The sequence below is a fragment of the Cedecea sp. genome, assembly GCF_036500665.1.
GTDB lineage: Bacteria > Pseudomonadota > Gammaproteobacteria > Enterobacterales > Enterobacteriaceae > Cedecea.
Window position 1 is genome coordinate 33498 of record NZ_DASYBS010000026.1, and the last position, 19514, is coordinate 53011.

Annotated in this window: 15 protein-coding genes and 1 tRNA gene; 7 read left to right on the top strand and 9 right to left on the bottom strand. The window is 54.7% G+C overall.

Annotation, left to right across the window (positions count from 1 at the left end):
- Nucleotides 1-61 precede the first annotated feature (61 nt).
- Nucleotides 62-1315, top strand: a complete 1254-nt coding sequence (locus tag VGM55_RS04085; protein WP_154188649.1) for an MASE1 domain-containing protein — start codon at nucleotides 62-64, stop codon at nucleotides 1313-1315.
- Between the two features lie 12 nt (nucleotides 1316-1327).
- Here VGM55_RS04085 and VGM55_RS04090 read toward each other — a convergent pair whose 3' ends face one another.
- The 4 genes from VGM55_RS04090 to VGM55_RS04105 all read right to left on the bottom strand — a co-directional run bounded on the left by VGM55_RS04090 (nucleotide 1328) and on the right by VGM55_RS04105 (nucleotide 4858).
- Nucleotides 1328-1855, bottom strand: a complete 528-nt coding sequence (locus VGM55_RS04090) for a cytochrome b (RefSeq protein ID WP_154188650.1) — start codon at nucleotides 1853-1855, stop codon at nucleotides 1328-1330.
- A gap of 74 nt (nucleotides 1856-1929) precedes the next feature.
- Nucleotides 1930-3522, bottom strand: a complete 1593-nt coding sequence (locus tag VGM55_RS04095) for a glycosyl hydrolase family 18 protein (protein ID WP_331634654.1) — start codon at nucleotides 3520-3522, stop codon at nucleotides 1930-1932.
- A 140-nt stretch (nucleotides 3523-3662) separates the two neighbouring features.
- Complete coding sequence (locus VGM55_RS04100) at nucleotides 3663-4142, bottom strand: hypothetical protein (protein WP_154188651.1); 480 nt, start codon at nucleotides 4140-4142, stop codon at nucleotides 3663-3665.
- A complete protein-coding gene (locus VGM55_RS04105) occupies nucleotides 4112-4858 on the bottom strand; it encodes a winged helix-turn-helix domain-containing protein (protein ID WP_154188652.1) in 747 nt (248 codons plus the stop codon). Before VGM55_RS04105 ends, VGM55_RS04100 begins: the two co-directional genes overlap by 31 nt.
- A 495-nt stretch (nucleotides 4859-5353) precedes the next feature.
- Between VGM55_RS04105 and VGM55_RS04110 the strand changes: the two genes are divergently transcribed.
- From VGM55_RS04110 to VGM55_RS04125, 4 genes are all read left to right on the top strand, one after another.
- Nucleotides 5354-5887, top strand: a complete 534-nt coding sequence (locus VGM55_RS04110) for a response regulator transcription factor (RefSeq protein WP_154188653.1) — start codon at nucleotides 5354-5356, stop codon at nucleotides 5885-5887.
- Between the two features lie 120 nt (nucleotides 5888-6007).
- The gene (locus tag VGM55_RS04115) at nucleotides 6008-6604 is read left to right on the top strand and encodes a response regulator (protein ID WP_154188654.1); all 597 of its coding nucleotides are present in this window, start codon (nucleotides 6008-6010) and stop codon (nucleotides 6602-6604) included.
- Nucleotide 6605: 1 nt separating this feature from the next.
- Nucleotides 6606-9959 (top strand): ATP-binding protein, encoded by a 3354-nt coding sequence (locus VGM55_RS04120; RefSeq protein WP_331634655.1) that lies wholly within the window; start codon nucleotides 6606-6608, stop codon nucleotides 9957-9959.
- An 84-nt stretch (nucleotides 9960-10043) separates the two neighbouring features.
- On the top strand, nucleotides 10044-10730 hold the full coding sequence (locus tag VGM55_RS04125) for a LuxR C-terminal-related transcriptional regulator (protein ID WP_154188656.1): 687 nt from the start codon (nucleotides 10044-10046) through the stop codon (nucleotides 10728-10730).
- Between the two features lie 122 nt (nucleotides 10731-10852).
- On the opposite strand, the gene VGM55_RS04130 is transcribed toward VGM55_RS04125, so the two are convergent.
- Entirely contained in the window at nucleotides 10853-12799 is a 1947-nt protein-coding gene (locus tag VGM55_RS04130; RefSeq protein WP_154188657.1) for a TonB-dependent copper receptor, read from the bottom strand.
- A 643-nt stretch (nucleotides 12800-13442) separates the two neighbouring features.
- On the opposite strand from VGM55_RS04130, the gene VGM55_RS04135 reads away from it, so the two are divergent.
- Nucleotides 13443-14018, top strand: coding sequence for a hypothetical protein (locus tag VGM55_RS04135; RefSeq protein WP_154188658.1), 576 nt, complete (start codon nucleotides 13443-13445; stop codon nucleotides 14016-14018).
- Between the two features lie 642 nt (nucleotides 14019-14660).
- Here VGM55_RS04135 and VGM55_RS04140 read toward each other — a convergent pair.
- The 4 genes from VGM55_RS04140 to proB form a co-directional block, all read right to left on the bottom strand.
- On the bottom strand, nucleotides 14661-15137 hold the full coding sequence (locus tag VGM55_RS04140) for a WbuC family cupin fold metalloprotein (RefSeq protein WP_331634656.1): 477 nt from the start codon (nucleotides 15135-15137) through the stop codon (nucleotides 14661-14663).
- Between the two features lie 373 nt (nucleotides 15138-15510).
- A tRNA-Thr gene (locus tag VGM55_RS04145) sits at nucleotides 15511-15586 on the bottom strand.
- Between the two features lie 110 nt (nucleotides 15587-15696).
- Nucleotides 15697-16950, bottom strand: coding sequence for a glutamate-5-semialdehyde dehydrogenase (gene proA / locus VGM55_RS04150; protein WP_154188660.1), 1254 nt, complete (start codon nucleotides 16948-16950; stop codon nucleotides 15697-15699).
- 11 nt (nucleotides 16951-16961) lie between these two features.
- Entirely contained in the window at nucleotides 16962-18065 is a 1104-nt protein-coding gene (proB, locus tag VGM55_RS04155; RefSeq protein WP_039290547.1) for a glutamate 5-kinase, read from the bottom strand.
- A 299-nt stretch (nucleotides 18066-18364) separates the two neighbouring features.
- Here proB and VGM55_RS04160 point away from each other — a divergent pair, with 299 nt between their 5' ends.
- Nucleotides 18365-19462, top strand: coding sequence for a porin (locus tag VGM55_RS04160; protein WP_154188661.1), 1098 nt, complete (start codon nucleotides 18365-18367; stop codon nucleotides 19460-19462).
- Nucleotides 19463-19514: the final 52 nt, after the last annotated feature.

Sequence of the window (19514 nt, forward strand, 5' to 3'; positions counted from 1 at the left end):
TCCCCCCGGGCATTATCAACTACCCTATAAATGAGATAGCAACGGCAGGAGAACGACGCTGATGACCCGCACCATTATCCGCTGGGTGCTTTTTTCAGGCCTGTACAGCCTGCTAGCGCTGCAGAGCTTCCACAGCCGGGACGCCTGGAGTCTTTCAACAACGCTGTGGTTTCCCGCCTCGCTGCTGTTTGCCGTACTTTGGTTAACGCCGGTTCGCGACTGGCCGCTATGGCTGCTCACCGCCGGGCTATTGCATATTTTTGCGGGCGTATGGATAGGCCGCCCACTCTCGCTCGCAAGCCTGTTCGCCGTGTTCGATGTTGTGGTGTTCCCGCTTGCTGTCATCACTTTTCGCTCCAGTGCACCGCTGCTATGGGCCCCCTCGGCCCAGCACCCTATTGCCCGTGAACTGGCGTGGGTATCACTGCTGATCCTGTGCACCTTCTGCGGAAGTGCTCTGCTCAGCGCCTGCCTGCTATTGGCGGGTTACCCGGTCGCCCCGCTGCATCTGCTGTCCTGGGCGCTGGGCGCCCTCACGGGGGTGCTGGTCATGCTGCCGTTTCTGCGCGAACACAGTGAATCACACCTTTCGCTTCGCCAGTCGCTGGGAAACCGGCAGACGCTGGTGGTGATTGCCGCTAATGCAGCATTACAACTCGCGCTATTTTTAACGCCACTCGGGCATCTGCTGATGGGGCTTAACTCTCTGTTTATTCAGCTTACCCTGCTGCTATTGAGCGTTTTTACGCTTTCCGGTCGCGGCCTTGGCGTATTGCTGGTGGTGCAATACCTGATCGTGGTGCTGGCCACTCAGCAGCGTGAAGGGATCTTTTTCGCACTGACGCCGGCGGTGCTACCGGCTATCTGGCAGGCACAGTGGTACCTGGTCTTTTCAGCCATGCTTGCCGGCTGCCTGCATCAGTACCAGCGCTGGATACGCCGCCAGCAGCGGCAGGCGAAAAGTACCGATACCCTGCTGGCCCGCTTTGCCCTTACCGGCAGCGGAATACTGTTCCGCCTGGAGATGTCGCAGAGAACGCTGCACTGGCAGAGTAATACCGAAGTCCTTTTTCCCGGTGAAAGCCAGAGCATCAGTACGCTTGAGCTGCTGGAGGCCCATTGCGATGAACCCTTTATGTCAGCATTTCTCCACTGGCACGCCGGGAGTGAGGAGCCGATGTTCGAACAAGTCCTCACGGTACAACGGCTTAATGGCCAACAGGCGCGTTGCCTGTTGGCCATTCTACGGATCCCCGGCGAGCCGCATCTTACGGGTGGAATAAGCCCGTTTTACCCGTCGCTTCCTCACCGGTAAGTCACGGCCGGTTTACAGCATGCGCCGCAGGATCTCCGGCTTGCCGCTAAAGGTATATTTCAGTACCGCAGCGACATGCATCACCAGGATAGCGCCCAGCAAAATGCAGCTATAACGATGGATAACGAAGAAGAAGTGGTTGATTACCGGAACATCGATAGGACGCGTGACGGGCAGTAAACCAAACAGGTGGTAATCCTTTTGCAGCATCAGGAATCCGCTCACCAGCACCACCATGATGGTCAGGTAGAACACTTCATGAATAAAAACCACCATCTGCTTTTTGCGCTGAGAAATGCTGTCAGGCCAGGCCACAGAGGGCCGGAAAAAGCGCCAGGCAAAACGCACCAGCATAATAGGCGTAGCAATAGTGCCCAGGGACATATTCAGTACGGAGAAAAAGGTGAACCACCGCGTGCCTTCCAGCGCGTGCAGAATGTACCCCATGCACATCGCGTAGATAATGACCGTCGCGACAACCCAGTGAAGGATACGTGTGAAACGATCGTAGCGTAGGGCAGTTGCCGAATGAGATTGCATACTCTGTAACCTTGTAAAAATTGGCGTAATCAACAAAACGGCCCCGTTATCAGGGGCCGGACGTCGTGCGAGACTTACTCAGCGACCCACAGGCTCAGAGCCTGATCCGGCGCCCAGTGGCTGGCAGCGGTATGGGCGCTTCGACAGCGATAAACTTTACCGCCGTACAGTACCTTGTCGTCCACCGCATAGGCTTTGCCCGGCGTAAAGGCCGCTACGCCACTTTCCTGTTCGTCGTCATCGTTATCGTCCCAGTCCCCCGGTAGCGTCACAATGACGGGCTGGCTCGGTGCCGCAAAATTATTGGCCGCATCATAAGCAATAACCGTATAGCGATAGGTTGCTCCTGGTTCACCCTTCGCATCACGCCAGTGCGTATCCCGGGTATCTGCGATTTGCTCCAAATCGCGCCAGACGGTATAGCCTGCCACACCAACGTTATCCTGAGTAGGCTGCCAATCCAGCGCCACCGTGCTGCCCGTTAACGTCGCTTTCACGCCCTGGACCTGATCCGGGGATTCGGTGTCTTCTTTTTCATCCGGCAGCGAGCCATCGAGAATGCTCTGATAGCGGTTCAGGAACTCATAGCCATAGTGCTGCCCGCTTTTGGTGGTGCCGTTATCCCAGTTCACTGACCAGGTCATCAGCCCCTTCACCGGCTCATTGGCCGCTTCCAGCCTTGCCAGCGCGTTGTAGACGCTATGGGCGTCCTTCACATATCCGGAGCCTGCCGCATCGGCATTGGCCGGCAGACCAATCACCAGTTTACTGGCCGGAATTTTTACATAGCCACGGCTGCCGTTTGCCAGGCTGTCGGTCAGATAGTAGAGGAACAGCTCTTTCTGCCGGGCATTTGACCCCCCCTGCACGTCCTGTGGCAGCCACCAGCCGCCGACTTCCGCCACCTCTTCAGGGGTGCTCATGTTTACGCCGTCACCGGCCTGGTTGTAATACTGCGGGGCGATAAAGTCGTAGGCACCGGCCAGATTCTGCAAATAGGCCTTATAATTCACGCCGCGATCGGCCTGAAGATAAGGAAACTCAGGTGCCATACTGATAATGAAGTGCTTACCCTGCTGCTGATAGTGAGCGCGAACCTTTTTCAGCGCCGCCGGGATGACGCTGCTGTTGTCTGCCGCGGTGATGGCCGACTGTTCCAGGTCAATATCCAGCCCGTCAAAGCCGTAGGTTTCAACAAGGCGAATAATTTCGTCCGCCAGGGCTTGCTCCTGCCCCTTGTGCAGCTCGATGTGCGCATCCGCACCGCCGAGTGAAATCAATACCGCCCGCCCCTGAGCATTGAGCTCGGCGACTTCGGCGCGAAACGCCTCATCGCTGGCGTTATAAGGCTTAAACGTTGGGATATTGCCGCTCTGCCCGGCCATCACCTTCATAAACGACACGTTCACCACGTTAAAGCCTTTCGGCACTTCACGCAGGCTCATATCCGAAGGCAGACCACCCTGGTAGCCACGCGCCTTGTCTATTTCTTCCGGGTTAGTTCCCCAGTTATGCCAGTAGCCCACGAGGATTTTTTTTTGGCTGATATCAGGCATTTGAGACGCGGCGTCTGGTGCAGCGGCAAAGCTCATTGCGCTCGCCAGCAGCCCGCTTAATACCAGTCCAAGGGTAATGGCATTTAAGCGGCTGTTTTTTTTCTTCAACATAATCGTCCTGTAATGTTGTTAATGAATATTCTCCCTGAGGGTATGAAATTCATCTATAGCAAAACAGGAGAATGGCTGAGACCTTCCGCAGATATTAAACGTATTCACCTGGAAAGGTCTTATCACCACAGGCCGGAAACTTATTTGTACTCACACATCATGACCCAATTATCATTAATCATCATCAGCCAGCGCCCCTGATTAATAGGTTTAAATAACAACGCCAGATCTTGATTACTTTCACTTATCAAAAACATTTTCTTAGGTAACTGATCGCCAGGTGCAATATTTAGTTCAGCGACGCGTCCGTGCACCACACTTCCTTTTCGCTTCACCCCTTGTAGCACCAGTGAACGATTGAAAACCTTGTCCCCCGCGGTGTCTGACTTGATACCAAACAACGTTAATCGGGACAGTTTTGGCCACCAGGTAATCACGCCATTAAAACGGTAGTGCTCAAGATTTTCATCAATAAAACGTCCATCATGAATGACGCTGCTGCACGGTTCAGTCGGTGTTCTTTGGGCATCAAAATAGCCCCAACTCATATAAGCCAGAGCCCCACCAATACACAGAGCAAACCCCGCTATCAGTACGAAGAATAGTATTCGTAGCTGCATTTTCCCTCCTTCGTCAATTCCCCCTCACACTGAGCAACAAAGACTTTTGGCCCGTTAGAGGCAATGTAGACGTTATTAATTCCCTCAGGTAACGCGTGCCGCTTCTGTACCAGCACAGCACGGTCAACGCTGCGCCGGGACGAGAAATGAAAGGTTACGCCGTCAAGAAAGACTTGCTCCTGAAACGCCCGGGGCTTCTCCATCAAAAACGGCACGATAACCGGCGGGAGGAGAATCAACGCGACACAAAAGACCGCCAACACCCGGGAGTAAAAAGGGCTAAACGGCGGAAGCAGCGCACGCGTCCCGGTGGCAGGCATGCTTACTGGCTCCTCGCCGAGGCAGTCATCTACGCATTCGACTTCACACGCCACGACATCGTCATCAATGACCTCCGGCGGTGATTCACAGGGCACCAGCACAATCCCATAACGTGGGATCGTTTTAATGATACTCCCCGGTAGCCCCGCATACTGTAGCTTGCGGCGCAGCATTTTTATCAGCTGGTGATAGCTGGATTCACTGACGATGGTTCCCTGGCTATGCCATATCTCCTCGAATATGGTTTCCTTTTTGCATTTACCGCTGATAATCAGCTCCAGCAGGCGTCGCTCATTGGGCGTAAGATGAATATCGCCATATTCCCGGCTGGCCAGGCATGATTTCTCCGGTACGAACGTCACGGTAGCTGAAAGAGATATTTCTTCGCGATTCACGGGAAAGGTCCTGGATAATTATCGGGCTAACGGTTTTATTGCGAATACCTGAATTCGTTCAGCCTGAATAAGACATAATTTGTCTGAGTACCGCATTTTTTCTCTCTACGGCTCTGGTGTGAATATTGATGACGTACCGTAACAATATCCCCACATAAATGATAGAGCCTTTATCCTCACCCCCATTTCCATCAATGAGTTTCCTGAGAATACCTGGTCTTCACCCTGATTTTATTATCAGTATTTCATGAGTAATACCTGATTATAATCCTGTTCCTACAAGAATTAATGAATTTCAATGAAGAAATATCTCAGTCCGTCCTGCGAGTTCTCGCTCTGCCACGAGACATTCCCCATGCTCAGATAAAAATCCGTCTGGCATAGTGTGAGAATAGCGTCGCCCCGCCTGCAGCAAGTTATATCTATGTTATGTTTATGCACGAATGAAATATTGCCACGCGTTTAATATTCCAAACTAAGGATGATTGGGGTTCTATGGCTATTTATCTTTTTTCAGACGACAACTATTTTGCCGTCGGCCTGAATGGGCTCATCCGCAAAGAGAACATGACCCTGTGCGCGTACGGCTGGGAAAAGTGGGAACCGCATTTTGTCTATCGCCAGATATTCCCCGGCGATATATTGTTGCTCGATGGCAGCAGTGAAAAATTCATCAAAAAGAGCCTCTGCTTTCCGTTGAACCAGCAGCTTGCCAAAATCTTCATTTTTTACGACAACCGCAAAAAACTCATCCCCGCATTTAGCTGCTGGTCACACGGCGCCAGGAGCATGAATCTGGAAAGTCTGGGCATAACGCTTGACCGGCTCCACCAGCAAGCAACGCTGCAAAGCTACCATCCAGGGCTGTTGACCCGAAGAGAAAGCCAGATTATCGGCCTCATTTGCCGGAGCTTTCCTATCTACCGCATCGCCCAGGAGCTGTCGGTCTCGATAAAAACCATCAGTAATCATAAAAACAATGCATTGAGGAAACTCGGCGTTGGCAGTATTAATGAACTGCTCATCTGAGCAAGCCATCTGTACAGCGGCTTCCCCGTCGGTCTAAACTGTAGTGAATAACGCACCTGACCCTGTTCAGGATCAGCCTTTTATCATTAAGGCACTTGCCTCTTTCCCGGATCGGATGTGATGCAAAAAACCGTTCTGATTGCCGACGATCACCCCGTTTATTTACTGGGCTTACGCACGCTTCTGCAAACGCGCAGCGACCGCTATCGCATTGTCCATGAAGCACTCAACGCTGATGAGGTGATGGATAAACTGGCGCAATCCCCCGTGGATATCATCATCACGGATTTAAGTATGCCCGGAGAGCACTACCCGGACGGGTTAACGATGATCCAAACCCTCGCCCGTCGCTATCCGGAAAGCATGATTGTCGTGGTAACCATGATAACCAACCCTGAACTACTCGCTTCGCTGCGCCGCTGCGGGGTGCACGCCGTTCTCAGCAAAAATAGTCTGTCGACTAACCTGGTACAGACCCTGCACAGCACGCGCCAGGGACATGTGGCGCCGGTAAAACCAGAAGTCCAGCTCACCCAGCGGGAAACCGAAGTTCTGCGCCTGCTGCTGCGCGGCCTGACGGTGAACCAAATTAGCGAGCAGCTTAACCGCACCAAACAAACCATTAGCACGCAGAAAAACAGCGCCATGCGCAAGCTCGGGGCTTCCAGCGACTTTGAGCTGTTCCAGTGTGCTCAAAGCCTTGGGCTGGACAGTTAATATGCGTAAAGGAGGGCCGATCGCGCTGCTGCTCGTACTCCTGATAAACACGCAGGCCGTGGCGGCCGCGCTGAGAATCGGCCTGCTGCACGCGGCGCCTCCGTTTGTCTCGCAAAACGGCACGCCGGGTATCCTTGATGACGAACTAAGCATTCTGTTCAGCAACGCCCCCGAACCGGAGATCCATCGCTTTGCCTCTGCATCTGAAGGCACCGAAGCCCTTAACCGGCGGCAGATTGACGTACTGATAGCGGACCACTCCCCGGCGGAATATCTGCACCCCAGTGAGCCGATGCTTACTTTTCCGCTGGCCTCTCTGACCATGAAAAACGGTGCCGGCGGAACCCTGTGCTTTCCCGAACTACCGGTTAATTTAACGCCACCCTGTACGCTGGCGGCATCCGCCGCCACCGGGGATAACATCCAGCGGCTGATACTTGGGGAGGCCAGACGCTTTATCGCGCCGGAATTTATCCTGCGAACCTGGATTACTCGCGCCCCCGCGACCACGCTGCTGCTGGAACCACAAGAAAACCTGGCGCCGCTTCACTTCCGCGGCTGGGCGCTGCCCGACCGCACCGACGCGCTGGCTGAACTCAACGCCTATATTCGCACCCTGAACCCGGAAGATGCCCACTGGCTTGAGGAGAAATGGCTTTTACCCGCGGGCAGCGTATTCAGCGCAAGGAACCCACCCGCCAGCGAAAATGCGCCTCGTCTTGCTTTACAGGTTCTGCTTCCTCCTGCGCCCGCACCGCTGATGCAGCTGACGGCTGACGGGCATATTCACGGTGTCTGGTACGATCTTCTGCTTAGCCTATTTCCCGCCAATCACTTTAGCCTCTCTTTTGGGGTCGACCCGCCTTTAACCGGCCTGCCTGCTAAAGGCGAGCGGACACGATTAAAGATTGTTGCCAGCCAGACCTCACCGGCACCGGGCGCGATTGCATTTGACGCGCTGAGCTGGGGGCTGGTTAGCCCGCTGGATAAAGCGCTTCCCGGAGCCTTACCGGCGCTGCGTAGCCGGCGCATTGCGGTGATTCGCCATTCTCCACTGGCCCCTCTACTGGCCCAGCAAATACCGGCAGAAAACCTGGTTCTGGTGAAAGATCTTTCTCAGGGCTTTGAGCTGATGCGCGCGGGCGGCGCCGACGGACTGGCGGGTGATGCTTATGCGCTGAACTATGCCCTGCGCCAGCGCGGGAATACCGCGTTGCAGCTCACGCCGCTGGGCCTGCCGGACACGCCTCTGTGGTTTGAGCCGGACATTTCAAACCTGGCCGATGCCAGGCGGGTGAGCGCGATACTGGCCTCCGTGACCAAGGCCGATATTTTTAGCCACCGGGCAAAACCACTGGCGGTACTTAACGAACAGGTGCCTACGCCGGACCGCTCTCTGTGGCTTATTATGCTGGCCGTCGTCTCCTTCTGTGCGGCGCTGATTGCACTGGTTGCCTGGAGTACCGCACAGCGACAGCGCCGCCAGCGGGAACAGGACACTTCGGCGCTGCACAACGCCCTGTCGCTCTGGCAAACACTGATGAATAATGCGCCGGTACCGCTGTTTGTCTGCGATCCTTCTGGCCGCCTCACTCGCTATAACGATGCTTTTATTCATTCCCCGTTGCTGGTGAACACGCCGGAAGAAGGAAGCCCGTTTGCCCGCCTGCCGCTTGGCGAACTCGCCGATAATCTGGTCCTTCCACAGCGGCTTACGCTGCTTAACGCCAGTGAGCCCCTTACGGGGGAAACCCGCATTTCCGCTGCTGACACCACGCTTTACTGGTGGCTATGCCGCTATACCGACAATCTTGGACGGCCGCAGGGGATTGTCGGCGGCTGGGTGGACATTAGCGAGAAAGCCGCGCTCACCGCAGCCCTGAACGAGGCGCTTGCGCAGGCCGAACGCGCAAGCCGCGAGAAATCTGACTTTCTTGCCCGCATGAGCCACGATATTCGTACGCCGCTTAACTCGGTGCTTGGGCTACTGGAACTGGAAAAAGACCGCAGCGATAGCCTCGCCATCGCCTGGCAGAGCGCAGGCTTACTGCGGGATCTGATCGGCGATATCCTCGACCTTTCTCGTATAGAAGCCGGGGAGCTGCGGCTGGAGCAGGCGCCGCATCCCCTTTGGCAAACTCTGCACGCCAGCGAGGAGATCTTCGCGCGTAGCGCCGCCGCCAAAGCGCTGCGCTGGCAGGCCATGCTGGACGTTCCCCAAAATGGCGTGTTCTACTTCGATAAATCCCGCCTTAACCAGGTGATTGCCAACCTGCTTGGCAACGCCATCAAATACACTCCCGAGGGAGAGGTGAGGTTTTACGCAAGGCTTGAGGGCGAAGAGCTTCAGCTACGCATTACCGATACCGGGATCGGCATTCCGCCGGACGCGATGCCTTCGATAGGCCAGCCCTGGTTCCAGAGCGATCCGACCATGCCACAAAGCAGCGGACTTGGGCTCGCCATTTGCTATCAGCTGGTAGAGCTGATGAACGGCAAAATGACCCTCACCAGCGCACAGGGCAAAGGCACAGAAGTGACGGTCGTGCTGCCGCTACAGCCCGCAAGGACGCAGGATGTGATGGTCAGCACGGCGGAACCTGCCCCACTGCCCCGCCGCCGCGTCATGATTGTCGATGATTTTCCGGCTAACTTAACGGTGCTCACCCTGCAGCTGGAAAAGCTGGGCCAGGAAGTGATTGCCTGCGAAAACGCCAGCGAGGCGCTGGCACAGCTGGCAAGTAGCCCGGTGGATGTGCTGATTACCGACTGCCAGATGCCGGGAATGGACGGCTATCAGCTGGCCACGCTGCTGCTGGTGCAGGATATCGCGGGCATAGCCCCCGCCCCCGGCATCCTGCTCGGCTGCACCGCCAATGCTTTGCTGGAAGAAAACGATCGTGCCCGCCACGCGGGTATGGACGGCCTGCTGCGAAAACCCCTTACCACAGAAGAACTTCAGCAGGCGCTGGCGCAATATGCCAGCCCAATTGATGATGCCTGCGATCTCAACGGTCTCTATCAGCTGGCCGATGGCCGGCCTGAGGTGATTGCGCTTATGCGCAAGCAGATGCGTGACGCCCTCGAACAGGATCTCCGGCAACTCCAGTCTTCAGCGCCCTCCGCCGAGGCACTGAGCAAACTCGCCCACCGGCTGAAGGCTTCATGGAGCCTGTTTTCTCTGCGTGAAACGACTCGCCGCTGCCAGGCCATGGAAGCGCTACCCGATCTGCTCGGTGCGGGGCTGGTAGAACAGACACAGCTTTCCACGCTGGCGGAACGCTTTTCGGCACTCATGAACGACAGCCTGACGCGCCTGGATACGGCGCTGGAGGAATTATCTGACAAGTACTAAAGAATGCTCTCAACGGAATCGGTATCTTTCTTCGCATTCGACGACGTAATCCGCATCGTCACCCTCGTTTTCGGAGAAACTACTATGAGTGTTCGTATCGCTATTGCCGATGAGCATACTATTATTCGCCGCGGCGTCATGTCGATGATCATGAATATGCCGTCCCTGTCCAGCGACAGCCTCGCCCGCACCGAGTTTAGCGTAACGGGTGATACAGCATCCCCCTCGGCATTACTGACGCTGCTTGCTGACCAGGCGATTGATATTCTGTTTCTTGGTTTCTCGCTGGCGACCCGCCCAAGCCCGAACCCTCTCAGCGGTATGGATGGCGTGCTGCTTATTAAGTGGCTCAACCGTAAATACCCGCAGCTGAAAATGATTGTTCTCTCTCCCTATAAAAACACCCAGCTAATCCGCATGACGCTGGAAGCCGGGGCGAAGGCCTACATCAGCCGGGATACCTGTGAAAAAACCCTAAGTCGCGCCCTGAGTTCCGTGATGAACGGTGAGGTTTATATCGAGCGCGAGCTAATGAATTCGCTGTTCCAGGCCGATAAACAGGCCGGGCAGGAGCTTTCTCCGCGTGAAATCGACGTGCTGCGTATGCTGTGTAAAGGACTGAACCTGACAGAGATAGCGCAGCAGATGCACCTGAGCAATAAAACCGTCAGTGCCCATAAGCTGCGGGCGATGGAGAAACTCGGCGTCAACAGTGACTGCCAGCTGTACTGCCTGCTAGCCAAGACCCAGATGTTCGATATCGCTATCTGATACCGGGTATTGATAAAAAAAAACCGCCTGATAGCAGGCGGTGGGGGAAAATAAAACCCTAAAGTCGCTCTCTCGGTTTTTGGGGGAAATAAGAGGCAGCGTTCTCTTTGACGATAATTCACTTAAAAATGGTAATTCAGCTCCAGCCACCACGTACGGCCAGGCTCTGCAATCTGCTGCCTGGAGGCATAACCAAACTCGCTTGCCCCTGCCAGATTCAGATGCTCGCTGTAGCCTTTGTTAAGCAGGTTATCAATACCCACGCTCATCTTTAGCCTATCGCTAAAGTCATAATCCGCATTCCAGGCAAGCACGCCAAACCCTGCACTGCTGCCAAGATCCTGCCCGGTTACATTGCCTTTATTTTCTGCAACGCGATGCTGGGGAGCCACGGCTCGCCACATCAGGCCGGTACGCCATGTCGCCTGCCTGTAGTTAAGCGTTACGCGTCCTTCCAATGGCGGCATTTGCGGCAACGCCTGCCCGTCTGAACGGTTTTCTCCCCAGGCGTAGCTCAGGCTACTTTCCAGCAGCCAGTGCGGTGCAAAATGCCAGTTCGCTCCCGCTTCACCGCCCATAATGGCGGCGTTGATATTGCTCGCCTGCGACGGTGACTTACTGTAATCAAACAGGATGTAATCGGACACCCGGCCGACATAGGCGGAAGCCCAGGCGCTGACGTTCTCACCTTTAAAGATCAGGCCGTTGTCCCACTGCAGCGTTTTTTCGCTCTTTAGCTCGTGGATATTGGCCTGCCCGGCTTTGCCGGAGAACAGCTCCCAGTAGTCAGGGAAACGTTCGGTATAGCCGACGCCGCTATAGAGCATGACCGGCGCATCAGGCATTTGATGTTCATAGCGGATAAATGCCCCCGGCAGCACGCTAATGCGCGACGCCTGCTGAAGTGAGCGCTTATCGTCGGCCTGCATACGGTCCAGGCGCGCGCCAACGATCGCCTTATCGTTGTCACTCAACGTCTGGCGGAGTTCGCCGAAAATCCCCGCCTGAGTGAACTGCGCATCATCGCGCCAGCCTGCGGTACTCTTCTTGCGGTGGGTTTTACGCATAACGTCAGTCCCGGCGGTGAGCTGTGTGGACTCCGTTTCCCAGACGCCGCTCAGGCGGCTGCCCATCGTAACGCCGCCGACTTCCGTTTTACGTTTTTCTCCCATCGGCTGGCGCAGGCTGTAGTTGTCCATGATGTGGTCAGTGTCGTTGTAATAACTCTGCCAGCTGACTTTACTCAGGCGATCGCTCAGGGCGTATTTTTCAAGCTTCAGCGCGACGCTTTTGCGGGAAAAACGGCTGCCGTCCATCATTCGTCCGGCGTAGCGCGCCTTGCCATCACCGGCCCCGACGCTCAGCTCTGCCAGGGTATCTTCATCGGGCGTCAGCCCAACGGTGACGCCGCTGTTCCATTTACGCCACAGGCCCGGAACGCGGTTGCCGTGCCCGTCGCGATAGTCGTCCGCCACCGAGCGGCTGCCGTCGAGACGGACATAGCCCGAGTCGTTGCCAAAGGCGGTATTCACATTTTGATCCGAGCGGCCATTCGCCCCCTGCAGGAGGTCAACGGAGCCTTTAATACCCGGCTGGCTGAAGACTTCCGGCTGGCGTTCAAACAACAGCGTTCCCGCCGGAGCCATCGGCCCGTGCGTTACGCTTTGCGGCCCTTTGATAACCGTCAGGGTATCGAAATTTTTAGGTGTGATATAGGCGGTAGGCGTATCCATCCGCGAGCCGCAGCCCCCCTGAATGCTGGCGCCATCGGTCAGAATATTGAGTCGCGAGCCGAACATGCCGCGTAGAACCGGATCGCCATTGCTACCACCGCTACGCAGTATTGAAAAACCGGGAATGGTTTTCAGTAAATCCGCCCCATCACTGGCCGGAACAGGCTGGCGTGGTGTTTGAGTTGAGGTAACCAGCATGCCCGGATCTTCTCCCGGCGCAGTCACGGTCATCACCTGCTCTGCGCCCACCGGAAACGCAGCGGCGCAGCACAAAGCCAGCAGCAACGGGCGAGCAGTTATCCTGGTGCGGATCCCGCGCACGGGGATAATAGACATAATCAGATTCCATTTTAATCAGTGCGAAAAATTAGTCTCACTATTGTTATTAATCGCCGGGGCAGAATACACGCCGGGGGGGTACGAATATGCCCAGCCTGACGGGGGAAATATCTGTATGGGGGAAGGGATTTGATTAACGCGCGCTGCGGGAGGTTATTCCAGAATGAGGAAAACCTGTATTCCGGCCCGTTCTTTTGACTCGCCGCGGCTAACGTACTATTAAAATAATCCCCGTTAGTCAATTTTCGCCCCTTCAATATTTTTACTCAGGATGACTGATCTAATGCACCGCAAATAACTTACCTTTGCGCTGGTGATAAAGCTGTCGATGCTCGTGTTAATAGCTTGCCCGCCACCGGGCAGGAATGACGCCGGGCGTGGGGTGATGCCCCGGTCATTCGCGACAAACCAGCGCCGGTACAACGGAAGACCTGGAAGAACAGATGAGCCTACCGGTTCACCGCAGCCCGCCCCGGCAGAGTATAAAACGGGATAACGTAATTGATTCTTTAACGCAATAAATTAACCGTAACAGGCGTAATAATGTATACAGGGCGGGTACTGCACTAACTCACTTGCATAAAATAACAAATAGCGATTAGCATACAGAACGTGCAGGTAAATCACATGGAGCCACTAAATGAATATACCCCAGGAAAGATTCACGGGAATTATTTCAATAGCCATATTGGGCGTCGTCATTGTCTTAATTATGTTATTTACATTCAAAAGAATAATAAGGAAAAACACAAAAATCAGCTCTGATGATAAACTTAGTTTTATAGACTATACGTTAAATGTTGCGGGTTACCGACTTACGCCCTATGGCGTAGGTATTTCATTACTTTCGCTGAACCAGGGGTTTTCAAAGGAAGAAACCTTTTCTCATGTGGCCATGCTGTCCCTCGCGCAACACGTCACAAGAGCAGAAAATGACAGCGCCGAGCTAGCCAGAATTAATGCCAGTGGGTTATCCATTACCAACAATCTCAATCGGATGTTTAAAAATGGCCTGATTCGGGCTGAAATTTATGAGAATGACTTTGACGCCATTATCTCCGTCAGTACCCTCAATGAGGAACAGGAGCAATGTGTCGCCGACATGCTAAACAATAATGAACTATCCAATAAAGACATCATCGCGTTACCCATAAAAGAAAAAGAGGCGATTGAAGCAATGGATAAATACATTGCAGAAAGAATGAACCAGCCCTGACTGGCAGATTGCGCATTGATTCAGTAACGTTTGTGATGAAAACACAACCATTCATTTCGGATAGAAACACCCTAACAACCCGCTACTACATCCTACGTTAAATCATCAAGCATTTTTAGCATTTCCAGGGAGGAGCAAAAGGAGGGTTAGAGTATAAACCAACAGAAGGCCTGGCTGAGAGTGGTATCTCCCCCAGGGCAAGGCCACATCTCATACTGCCGGGATAGTATTTTGCATACTTAAAGCGCCGGGCATTAATTATAAAAATAGTATTAATAAGACGATGGCAAAACTCGATCAATGCTATTTAAGAAAAGAAGGTAACCGCTATTAAGAGGCATGGCTAAAGGGTTAAAGCCATACCTCACGATCTCGTCATGCACAGCCAGAACGAATTAACCTGCGGCGATCGATAAGCTTGCCCGTGAACCACCCGGTGACGGCAGCCCGGATTTAATCCGCGCAATTTATCAGGCTGAATGGGCGTGGTTGAAGGATAACAATTGATCCTGCCCCCGAAGATGATCCGGACATAATCAGGGTCAAGTTGAAAACACGAGATAAGAACGGGCTAAAGCCGTTGTATACGGCTTTACGTTTATTTCGCCAGGCCAGGAAAGAGTATGAGAGGGTGCGGTAATATTACAGGGAAAAACCGCCGTCTCCCACTTGCGCCAGGGCATACCATTTCATCAGCTCAGCCGTTCCCGCCTCGTTTTCGGCGGGTGCCCATGGGGCCATATCTTGCTCAGCTACAGGCTGGTACGCCCCATGTTTTACCTCAAAAATAACCCCACCTTTATCCATCGACAACACCGCATGCCAGGTCCCGGCCTCCGTCTCCAGCACCTTGCAGTCTTCACCTAACACAGCGCGGTGGGTCACGTTGCCCTTGTCATCAAAATGCAATACCAAAAAGCGCCCGCTAAGGGATGTCAGCAGCTCAAACGTGTGCGGGTGGCGGTGAGGGCGAACATAGGTACCCGGTTCCATAGCAATAGCCAGGCGCTGAACAGGATCGCTCAATTCAGGATGGAGATTACGATTGGCACGTAAGCGAGGAGAGCTTGCGGCTTGCTCGCTTTGTTTTTGTAGATCGCTGAACGTAATTTGTTTCATATTAACCTTTGTGAATGTAGGTCGCTCACGGCAACCAGGAACCCGGATGTCGCATGGTTTTATGCTGTCTCAACAGACGATTAGCCACTGCTTTAGCAGAACAAATCTCTGCCCGGATTATAGACGCTGCGGCTGATGCCCCATAGCCCCAGAACGGGTCTATTTACAATGCCACCGGCGTTCCAGCCGAGGCTTGCTTCAGAATGGCCATGCGCTGGCTGTCGGTAAAACGCTTTTCATGGGGATGTCCTCACGTTGGCAGTGAAGACATTGCTCACATTGGGGAGTGTTAATCAATGGGGAGCAGGTCACTGGAACGTACAGATTATAAAGGGTTTTAGTGAACTTGAGTAAACTTTGAGAGATGCTTGACTGGTGCCGATAATAGGAGTCGAACCTACGACCTTCGCATTACGAATGCGCTGCTCTACCAACTGAGCTATATCGGCTTTCAGGACGCGCCACGAGCGTGACTGCGGTGTAAAAGGGTAAGGAAGATTGGGTGATGCGTCAACCACTTATCAAACTGACTGCTGGTTTTTGCATCACCCGGCTTCAATTACGCACGAATCGTGTCGTCGCCGAAGCCGATCCACTTGTAGGTGGTTAAAGCTTCAAGCCCCATCGGGCCGCGAGCGTGCAGCTTCTGGGTGCTGACCGCCACTTCCGCGCCAAGGCCAAACTGGCCGCCGTCGGTGAAGCGAGTTGAGGCGTTGACGTATACGGCAGAGGAATCCACTTCGTTAATAAAGCGGTTCGCGTTGCGCAGCGTGCGGGTCAGGATAGCGTCCGAATGCTGAGTGCCGTGCTCGCGAATATGGGCGATGGCGTCGTCCAGGTCAGCCACCACTTTCACGTTAAGATGCAGCGACAGCCATTCGTCGTTGTAGTCAGCCTCTTTCACCGCTTCCACCGCCGCCGGGCCGTTTTGCAGCACAGGTAGCGATTTCTTGTCGGCATGCAGCGTCACGCCGGACTCGGCCATCTGCTTGCTCAGCGCAGGCAGGAAGCTGTCGGCAATTGCCTGATGCACCAGCAGCGTTTCCACCGTGTTGCAGGTGCTCGGGCGCTGGGTTTTGGCGTTAACGATGATTTTCAGCGCCGGTTCAAACTCGGCGGTGTCATCCACCACGATGTGGCAAACGCCGATGCCGCCTGTGATCACCGGGATCGTCGACTGTTCGCGGCAAAGTTTATGCAGGCCCGCGCCACCGCGTGGGATCAGCATGTCAATGTAGCGATCGAGGCGCAGCATCTCGGTCACCAGCGCACGGTCAGGGTTTTCAATCGCCTGTACCGCCGCCTTTGGCAGGCCGCACTCTTCCAGCGCCTGCTGGATCACCGCCACCGTGGCGTTGTTGGTGCGCCAGGTTTCTTTTCCACCGCGCAGAATGGCTGCGTTGCCGGTTTTCAGGCACAGCGACGCTACGTCTACGGTGACGTTCGGGCGCGCTTCATAAATCACGCCCACCACGCCGAGCGGCACGCGGCGGCGCTCGATGCGCAGCCCGCTGTCCAGCAGCCCGCCGTCGATAACCTGCCCTACCGGGTCGGCGAGGTTGCACACCTGGCGCACGTCGTCGGCGATGCCTTTCAGGCGGGCCGGAGTGAGCTGCAGGCGGTCAAGCATGGCTTCGCTGAGGCCGTTTTTACGCGCCTCGTCTACGTCCTGCTGGTTCGCGGTCAGGATCTGTTCTGCCTGCGCTTCGAGAGAGTCGGCAATTTTTTCCAGCACGCGGTTCTTCTCACGGCCGGAGAGCAGTGCCAGCTGGTAAGAGGCCTCTTTTGCCGCTTTGCCCATTTGTTCAAGCATTTACCTGCTCCTTAATTAACAATCATGTCGTCGCGATGCACGGCCACCGGGCCGTATTCATAGCCGAGGATTTCGTCGATTTGCTGGGAGTGATGCCCGGCAATACGGCGCAGCGCGTCGCTGTTGTAGCGGCAAACGCCGTGGGCGATGTCGCGCCCTTCCAGGCTACGAATGCGGATAACCTCGCCGCGGGAGAAGTTGCCGCTCACGCTTTTAATGCCTTTTGGCAGCAATGAGCTACCGCGTTCCAGAATAGCGGACAGCGCGCCGTCATCCACGGTGATCTCACCGGCAGGCGGGGCGCCAAAGATCCAGCGTTTGCGGTTTTCCAGCGGAGACTGCTGCGCGTGGAAGCGCGTACCGACGGAGTTACCGGCCATCACGTCGCCGATGACGCCAGGCTTGCTGCCTGCGGCGATGATCACGTCGATACCCGCGCGGCAGGCAACGTCCGCAGCCTGAAGTTTCGTGCCCATGCCGCCGGTGCCAAGGCCGGAGACACTGTCGCCCGCGATGGCGCGCAGCGCATCGTCAATGCCGTGCACTTCTTTGATCAATTCCGCTTCCGGGTTGTTACGCGGGTCAGCGGTGTACAGGCCCTGCTGGTCTGTTAGCAGCAGCAGCTTATCGGCCCCGGCCAGAATCGCCGCCAGCGCGGAAAGGTTGTCGTTATCGCCGACTTTGATTTCCGCCGTCGCCACGGCGTCGTTTTCATTAATGACCGGCACAATGTTGTTATCTAACAGCGCTCTGAGCGTGTCGCGGGCATTAAGGAAGCGTTCGCGGTCTTCCATATCGGCGCGGGTCAGCAGCATCTGGCCGACGTGAATGCCGTAAATAGAAAACAGCTGTTCCCAAAGCTGGATCAGACGGCTCTGCCCTACCGCGGCCAGCAGCTGCTTGGACGCGATGGTGGCGGGGAGTTCGGGGTAGCCAAGGTGTTCACGTCCGGCGGCAATCGCCCCGGAGGTCACAATCACAATACGATGCCCCGCCGCGTGCAGCTGGGCACACTGGCGAACCAGTTCAACAATATGGGCGCGGTTCAGGCGGCGGGAGCCACCGGTTAATACGCTGGTGCCTAGTTTTACCACCAGCGTCTGGCTGTCACTCATGATTCTCTGCCGTTTCAACAAAAATGGGGGAAATTAAAAAGCCAGATGACGTTGTAACAGGAGTCGCGCGGCTTGCCAACAGGCGGCGTGGGAAAAGGGCTAATAAGAGAAAAAGGATCGCTGAAAATAGCGGATATATTTTACAGTTTTATGACATTTAAACTTTATTACGTTTATTTAAACTTTCTCCTAAATTGTCATAAATCTTTAATCTGAGAACGATAAAACCCTTCCTGTTTTTAACGGGAGCCCGACTCCTGGAACAATTTTGCAAGCTTTCATCATTCTTGGGATAACAAATGAAAAAGAGCACACTGGCATTAGTGGTAATGGGCATCGTGGCGGCTTCCGCGTCTCAGGCAGCCGAAGTTTACAACAAAAACGGCAACAAGCTGGATCTGTACGGACGCGTGAAAGCTGAGCACTACATGAGCGATAACAGCAGCGTTGACGGTGACCAGTCCTACGCTCGTTTTGGCTTTAAAGGTGAAACCCAGATCAACGACCAGCTGACCGGTTTTGGTCAGTGGGAATACCAGCTGGCTGCAAACAAAGTTGAAGGTGACCCAAACACCGCGAAAACCCGTCTGGCATTTGCTGGCCTGAAGGCCGGTAACTTCGGCTCCTTTGACTACGGTCGTAACTACGGCGTGCTGTATAACGTCGCCTCTTACACCGATATGATGCCTGAGTTTGGTGATGACTCCTTCGTTAAAACCGACAACTTCATGACCGGCCGTGCTAACGGCTTAGCCACTTACCGTAACAATAACTTCTTCGGTCTGGTTGATGGCCTGAAGATGGCGCTGCAATATCAGGGCAAAAACCAGAACGACGGTCGTGACACGTCCAAGCAGAACGGCGACGGCTTCGCTTCCAGCCTGTCCTATGACATCGCTGACACCGGCCTGACCGTAGGCGCTGCGTACGCTAACTCCAACCGTACCAACAACCAGAAAGCCTCCGCGTTTGGCAAAGGCGACAAAGCTGAAGCCTGGACCACCGGCCTGAAATACGATAAAAACAACGTTTATCTGGCCGCTATCTACGCTGAAACCAGCAACATGACCGTGCTGAGCGGGACTTCCGTTATCAACGGCGTGTCCACCAAAGTGAGCGGTTTTGCTAACAAAAACCAGGCGTTCGAAGCCATCGCACAGTACCAGTTCGACTTCGGCCTGCGTCCATCCATCGGTTACGTTCAGTCGAAAGCGAAAGACATTGAAGGCGTGGGCGATGCGGATCTGGTGAAATACATCGACGTCGCGGCGACCTACTACTTCAACAAAAACATGTCCACCTTCGTTGATTACAAAATCAACCAGCTGAGCGATAACAACAAGCTGAAGCTGAACAACGACGACGTGGTTGCGGTAGGCCTGGTTTACCAGTTCTAATTCGCGAAACTACGGACAAAAAAATCCCCGCCATCGGACGGGGATTTTTTAT